The organism is Turicibacter sp. HGF1, assembly GCF_000191865.1.
In the GTDB taxonomy this organism is placed as follows: Bacteria; Bacillota_I; Bacilli_A; order MOL361; family Turicibacteraceae; genus Turicibacter; species Turicibacter sanguinis.
In genome coordinates this window covers 1-5176 of the sequence record NZ_AEXQ01000016.1, presented here as the reverse complement: position 1 = coordinate 5176, position 5176 = coordinate 1, and the positions used below count along the sequence as shown (strand labels likewise).

At 32.1% G+C, this 5176-nt stretch carries 7 protein-coding genes; 2 read left to right on the top strand and 5 right to left on the bottom strand.

Going from position 1 to position 5176, the window contains the following annotated elements:
* Positions 1 to 3 precede the first annotated feature (3 nt).
* The 5 genes from HMPREF9402_RS01875 to HMPREF9402_RS01855 all read right to left on the bottom strand — a co-directional run bounded on the left by HMPREF9402_RS01875 (position 4) and on the right by HMPREF9402_RS01855 (position 3795).
* Complete coding sequence (locus HMPREF9402_RS01875; protein WP_006784855.1) at positions 4 to 810, bottom strand: sugar phosphate isomerase/epimerase family protein; 807 nt, start codon at positions 808 to 810, stop codon at positions 4 to 6.
* 23 nt (positions 811 to 833) lie between these two features.
* On the bottom strand, positions 834 to 1298 hold the full coding sequence (locus HMPREF9402_RS01870; RefSeq protein WP_009606302.1) for a nucleoside deaminase: 465 nt from the start codon (positions 1296 to 1298) through the stop codon (positions 834 to 836).
* A 143-nt stretch (positions 1299 to 1441) separates the two neighbouring features.
* A complete protein-coding gene (locus HMPREF9402_RS01865; protein WP_006784853.1) occupies positions 1442 to 1642 on the bottom strand; it encodes a cold-shock protein in 201 nt (66 codons plus the stop codon).
* Between the two features lie 306 nt (positions 1643 to 1948).
* On the bottom strand, positions 1949 to 3325 hold the full coding sequence (locus HMPREF9402_RS01860; RefSeq protein ID WP_009606301.1) for an MATE family efflux transporter: 1377 nt from the start codon (positions 3323 to 3325) through the stop codon (positions 1949 to 1951).
* A 2-nt stretch (positions 3326 to 3327) separates the two neighbouring features.
* Complete coding sequence (locus tag HMPREF9402_RS01855) at positions 3328 to 3795, bottom strand: MarR family winged helix-turn-helix transcriptional regulator (protein WP_006784851.1); 468 nt, start codon at positions 3793 to 3795, stop codon at positions 3328 to 3330.
* 161 nt (positions 3796 to 3956) lie between these two features.
* Here HMPREF9402_RS01855 and HMPREF9402_RS01850 point away from each other — a divergent pair, with 161 nt between their 5' ends.
* Both HMPREF9402_RS01850 and HMPREF9402_RS01845 read left to right on the top strand, forming a co-directional pair.
* A complete protein-coding gene (locus tag HMPREF9402_RS01850; protein ID WP_009606303.1) occupies positions 3957 to 4712 on the top strand; it encodes a threonine/serine ThrE exporter family protein in 756 nt (251 codons plus the stop codon).
* Positions 4713 to 4722: 10 nt separating this feature from the next.
* A partial coding sequence (locus HMPREF9402_RS01845; protein WP_006784849.1) for a threonine/serine exporter family protein occupies positions 4723 to 5176 on the top strand: 454 nt, incomplete at its 3' end.

The window sequence follows — 5176 nt, the reverse complement described above, 5'->3', positions numbered from 1 at the left end:
TTATTAATTGCTATTTATCCAAATTTTTTCTTTAAGTTTTGCAACTGAATGGATTAATGCTTCTTTTGTTTTAACTTCAAGTAAAATCATTGGGTTATTACCTTTTACTAAATTGAATACTTCATCTAAATCAATCTCTCCACTAAACAATGGTAAATGATCATGAGTTCCTTTAGCATCATGCATATGAATGTGTTTCACCCGATCGATATGTTTTAAAATAAATTCATGATCACAATCCTTATGACAATAATCATGCCCAACATCCCACGTTAAACAAAATCGATCGCTTTGAAGTAATATTTCAACGGCTTCTCGAATATGAGGACGATCAAAAATCCCCGTATTTTCAATTGCAATCATTACACCTGTTCCACCTAAAAATAAATTAATTGCTTCTTTACATGATTTAATATTCTCTAAATAATCTTGTTTATAAGTTTCATATAATTCTACCGTTTGTTCAGGCATTGTGAAATGAATTCCTGGATTCATATGTAAATTTAAAATTTTAATTCCCAACCGATCCGCAATTCCAATCGATTCTTCAATAATCTTCAAATAGGCCTCTCTCTCTCTTCGATTGAAATGGCCTAAATCCAACTCTTCTGGTAAATGAATGGTAAATTCAACCCCATATTGCATTTTTAATCGATTAAGATATCGAACATTAATCCGATCAGGTTGACAGATTGGTAAATTTGCATTTAATTCTATAAAATTTAATCCTATTTTCTCACAAAATTGAATATTTTCTTCAATGTCTTTTAATTCTAATAACTGTGGCATTCCATATTTGATTCCTCTCATTAAACTCCCCCCCTTTCGATTAATCAATAAGGAATTTTATCCTCTTGCTTATCCCACATCTTAAAAATATCTAATGCATTTTCTCTTAATAGCGGCTTTAATTTTAAAATATTGGTGTTTTGTTTTCCTTTTAAATAATCATAAATGAACTCATCTGCAAATCCTATTTTATTTGCATCTTCAACCGTACAGCCATAATAGACCGTTTCAATTCCAGCCCATAATATAGCAGATAAACACATTGGACAAGGCTCAGAAGAGGTAAACAATAAACAATCGTTTAATTTAAATGTATTTAGTGTTCGTGAAGCTAATCGAATTGCATTTATTTCAGCATGACAAGTTGGATCATTTTCTTTTACGACAGTATTATGAGCTTTCGCAATCACTTGATTATCTTTCACAATCACTGCACCAAATGGTCCCCCATGTTTACACTTCACGCCATTTTCTGCTTCTTCAATTGCCATTTTCATATATTTTTCCATCTTCATCACCTTTTTATAAATGAAATTAAGACTCCACTATAATATATATCCACTTTATTATAAAAATAGACTAATTGTTTCAAAAAAAACATAAAAAAACTGTGAATAGAAACTATCCACAGTTTTTTAGCTTATTGTTAAAATTATAATTTAACGATGTTAGCTGCTTGAGGTCCACGGTTTCCTTCAACGATTTCGAATGAAACTTTTTGACCTTCTTCTAAAGTTTTGAATCCTTCTCCAGTGATTGCTGAGAAGTGAGCGAATACATCGTTCCCTCCATCAACAGTGATGAATCCGAATCCTTTTTCTGCGTTAAACCATTTAACTGTACCTGTAGTCATGAGAACTACCTCCTAATAATAACAATTCGCTTAAAGCCATATTTAAAAATTTTCATTCAATTAAAGCAGCGTAACACCACAAAAACTTGTTCAAATTTATAAAAAAGGACTATTAAGTTGTCTTCATTATATCACGCTCAAATAAATTAGGCAAACGAAATCTATTTTTTATGTATATTTTTTATTTTTTGTTCGACATATATTCAAAAAAACGACATTTTATGATAAAATGTGATTTTTTCCCCTTTTATTCTGATTTTTCCCAAAAGAGGAATCACCTAAAATTAAGTGATTCCTCTTTTTTTATTAGCCTAAAGATTCTTGAGACATTTGACGTAACTGGTTAAAGAATTTCTTTAATAACCAAATGGAAACTAATAATGTAATTAAATCACTTGCTGGTTGCGCAAAGAAAATGCCCTTAACACCTATTAACATCGGTAATCCTATAATAAAAGGTACTAAAGCTAGCACTTGACGAATTAAGGTCAATAAAATTGAAGGTCTGGCATGCCCAATCGCTTGGAAGAAAGTAATACACAACATAACAAATCCTACAATAGGGATGAAACTAAAATTAATTCGTAAAGCAGTGACTCCTAACTCCATCAAGTCTTGATTATTTGCACCACCAAATAAATACACTAATTGACTAGGGAAAAGTTGAACTAAAGCCCAAATCACTGTTGTTATGGCAGTAGAAATGAAACATCCAACTTTCATCATCTCCATCACTCGCTCATAGTTTTTAGAACCATAACAATAACCTAAAATAGGTTGTAATCCTTGACTTAATCCACTAGCCGGCATAATAACAAAGGGCATAATACTTGAAATAATAGCATACACAGAAATCGCAAGATCTCCACCGTATTTTCCTAAGTAAACATTATAGATTAAACTAATAAATCCAAACGCAATTTGAGCAATAAACAATGAGACACCTAATTTTGAAATTTTTTGAATAATAGATAGTTGAATTTTGAAATAATCTTTCTTTATTTTTATAACAGTATGACCACCAAACACAATGTAAAATCCGATTAACGCAGAAACAACTTGTCCTAAAACAGTCGCAAGTGCCGCCCCTTCTACACCCCATCCGAGTCCTATAATAAACCAAGCATCAAGCACAATATTTACAATGGCTCCACTAGCTGAAATAATCAATGCAAGATTTACTTTTCCTGACACACGTGTAAAATCATTAAAAACAAAGGTTAATCCTTGAAATACACTTCCTACTAGCATTATAAAATAGTATTGTTTAGCAACCGGTAAAACAACCTCACTTGCTCCTAAAACCTTTAAAAAGGAATCGCCTACTATCCATAAAACAAGTGTTACTACTAACTCTAATCCAATAATGTATAAAAACGAGTTTGCAAATGCTCGATTTGAATTCTCTATATCTTTTTCACCTAGGTTTAAAGCAAATAAAGTTCCACCTCCAGCACTGACTAAAAGAGCAAATCCCATTACAATAAAAGTAATAGGGAAACAAATAGATAATGCCGCTAACCCAATATCCCCTACATAATTTCCAACAAACATTCGATCTACAATGTTGTAGATTGCACTAATTAATAAAGCAATAATAGCAGGAGTTGAATATTTCATAATCAATGGAAATGCCCTACTCTCTTCCATCGGATTGTTCATTACTAAAACTTTTTTACTCATTTCTACTCTCCCTTTTCATAGCCTTCTGAAATTTTCTTCATCTCAATTGATAATTTTTGGATGGTTTCAACCGCAAGTTCACAATTTTCATATCCAATTCCTTCAATTACAGCTAACAATCTAGTATGATAATTTTTAACACAACGATTTAAGGTCTCTTCTCCATGTTTTGTTAACTCAATCAAAACAACTCGTCGATCAATTGATGAGTGTTTTTTTTGTACCATGTTTAGTTGTTCTAGTTCATTTAAAAGTTTTGTAATATTAGGTGATGTAATTTTTAATCCTTTACTAATATCCGTTACTTTAACTTCTCCTTTCACTTGATGTACCTTTGAGACCATTTGCAAAACTTGAAGATGACTTTTACGAATTTTAGCAGGTAAAATTGGTAAGTAATCAATTGTCTTTTTAGCTTCAAATAACATATCAATAACATCACTAATTAACTTCTCTTGTTTCTCTTCCAATTCTGTCCCTCACTTTCGAATATATATATGTATGTAACATATATATATTATATAACTTTATTTTGAAATTTCTATAATTAAATAGACTATCTTCATTTAGGAGATTTTGTTGGATTTTAAGAGCGATAAATATATGTTATACTATCCACGAGGTGGTAATAATGGATTATAATGAGTTATTAAATATAACAACTCGACTGGGACAGATGCTTCTTGAAAATGGAGCTGAAATATACAGGGTTGAAGAATCAATTCAACGAATGGCCTTGGCTTATGGTGTGAAAGAAGTAGATGTCTACGCAGTTCCAACCACTATAATCGTAACCATTAATACAGTAGGAAACTGCAACATAACAAAAACAAGACGAATTCATCAACGTTCAACGAACTTAGATAAAGTTGAACGCTTAAATAATCTTGCAAGATATACCTGTCAAACGACACCTGATTTAAAAGAAGTTAAAGAGGAATTAGAACAAATTCAAGCAAGACCAAAGTTTGGATTCAAGATGCAACTTTTTGCTTATGCTCTAACGTCTTCAACTTTTACTTTATTCTTTGGTGGAACAGTTTACGATGCATTATGCGCGCTTTTTATTGGCCCTATTATTAAAATTATTTCAGAATTAATGGATCGATTCCGAACGAATCCTTTTTTTATTACAATTATTTGTAGTATGGTTGCAGCCTTTTTAGCCGTCGTATCTTACGAACTTAACTTTGCACAAAATATTGATAAAATGATTATTGGTTTAGTCATGAACCTCGTACCTGGGGTTGCCTTAACCAACTCAGTACGCGATGTTATTGCTGGAGACTTTATTGCCGGTCAAACAAAAATGACGGAAGCTATTCTAACCGCAACTTCAATCGCTATCGGAACCGGAATTGCCTTATCAATGTCTAATATTTTTTAGGAGGTATCCTATGTCTATTATTCTCCCTTGTCTTTATTCCTTTTTAGCCTGCATTGGATTTTGTATTATTTTCAACATTCGCGGAAAAATGATTTTTTATGCCTCTATCGGCGGAGCCCTTGCCTGGCTTACCTTCGAATTAGCAGCCGTCTATCAAAATGACTTAATTCAATACTTCGCGGCAACTGTTGTCCTTTCTCTTTATTCAGAAATTATGGCACGTGTTCACAAAGTACCTGTTACCATCTTTTTAATTGCAGCCTTAATCCCACTTGTCCCCGGAAGTGGAATTTACTACACCATGGAACATTTCATCCAAGGAAATACACAAGAATTTTTATCAACCTTTATTCATACCTTTGCTATTGCAGGATCTTTAGCATTCGGAATCCTCCTGGTTTCATCACTCGTTTATCTGTGGAAAAAAATCGAAAATAATCATAAATTAAAATTAAATAAAAAAT

Coding starts and splice junctions, on each gene's coding strand:
- HMPREF9402_RS01875 (WP_006784855.1), bottom strand. CDS start 810: ATGAGAGGAATCAAATATGGAATGCCACAGTTATTAGAATTAAAAGAC.
- HMPREF9402_RS01870 (WP_009606302.1), bottom strand. CDS start 1,298: ATGGAAAAATATATGAAAATGGCAATTGAAGAAGCAGAAAATGGCGTG.
- HMPREF9402_RS01865 (WP_006784853.1), bottom strand. CDS start 1,642: ATGACTACAGGTACAGTTAAATGGTTTAACGCAGAAAAAGGATTCGGA.
- HMPREF9402_RS01860 (WP_009606301.1), bottom strand. CDS start 3,325: ATGAGTAAAAAAGTTTTAGTAATGAACAATCCGATGGAAGAGAGTAGG.
- HMPREF9402_RS01850 (WP_009606303.1), top strand. CDS start 3,957: ATGGATTATAATGAGTTATTAAATATAACAACTCGACTGGGACAGATG.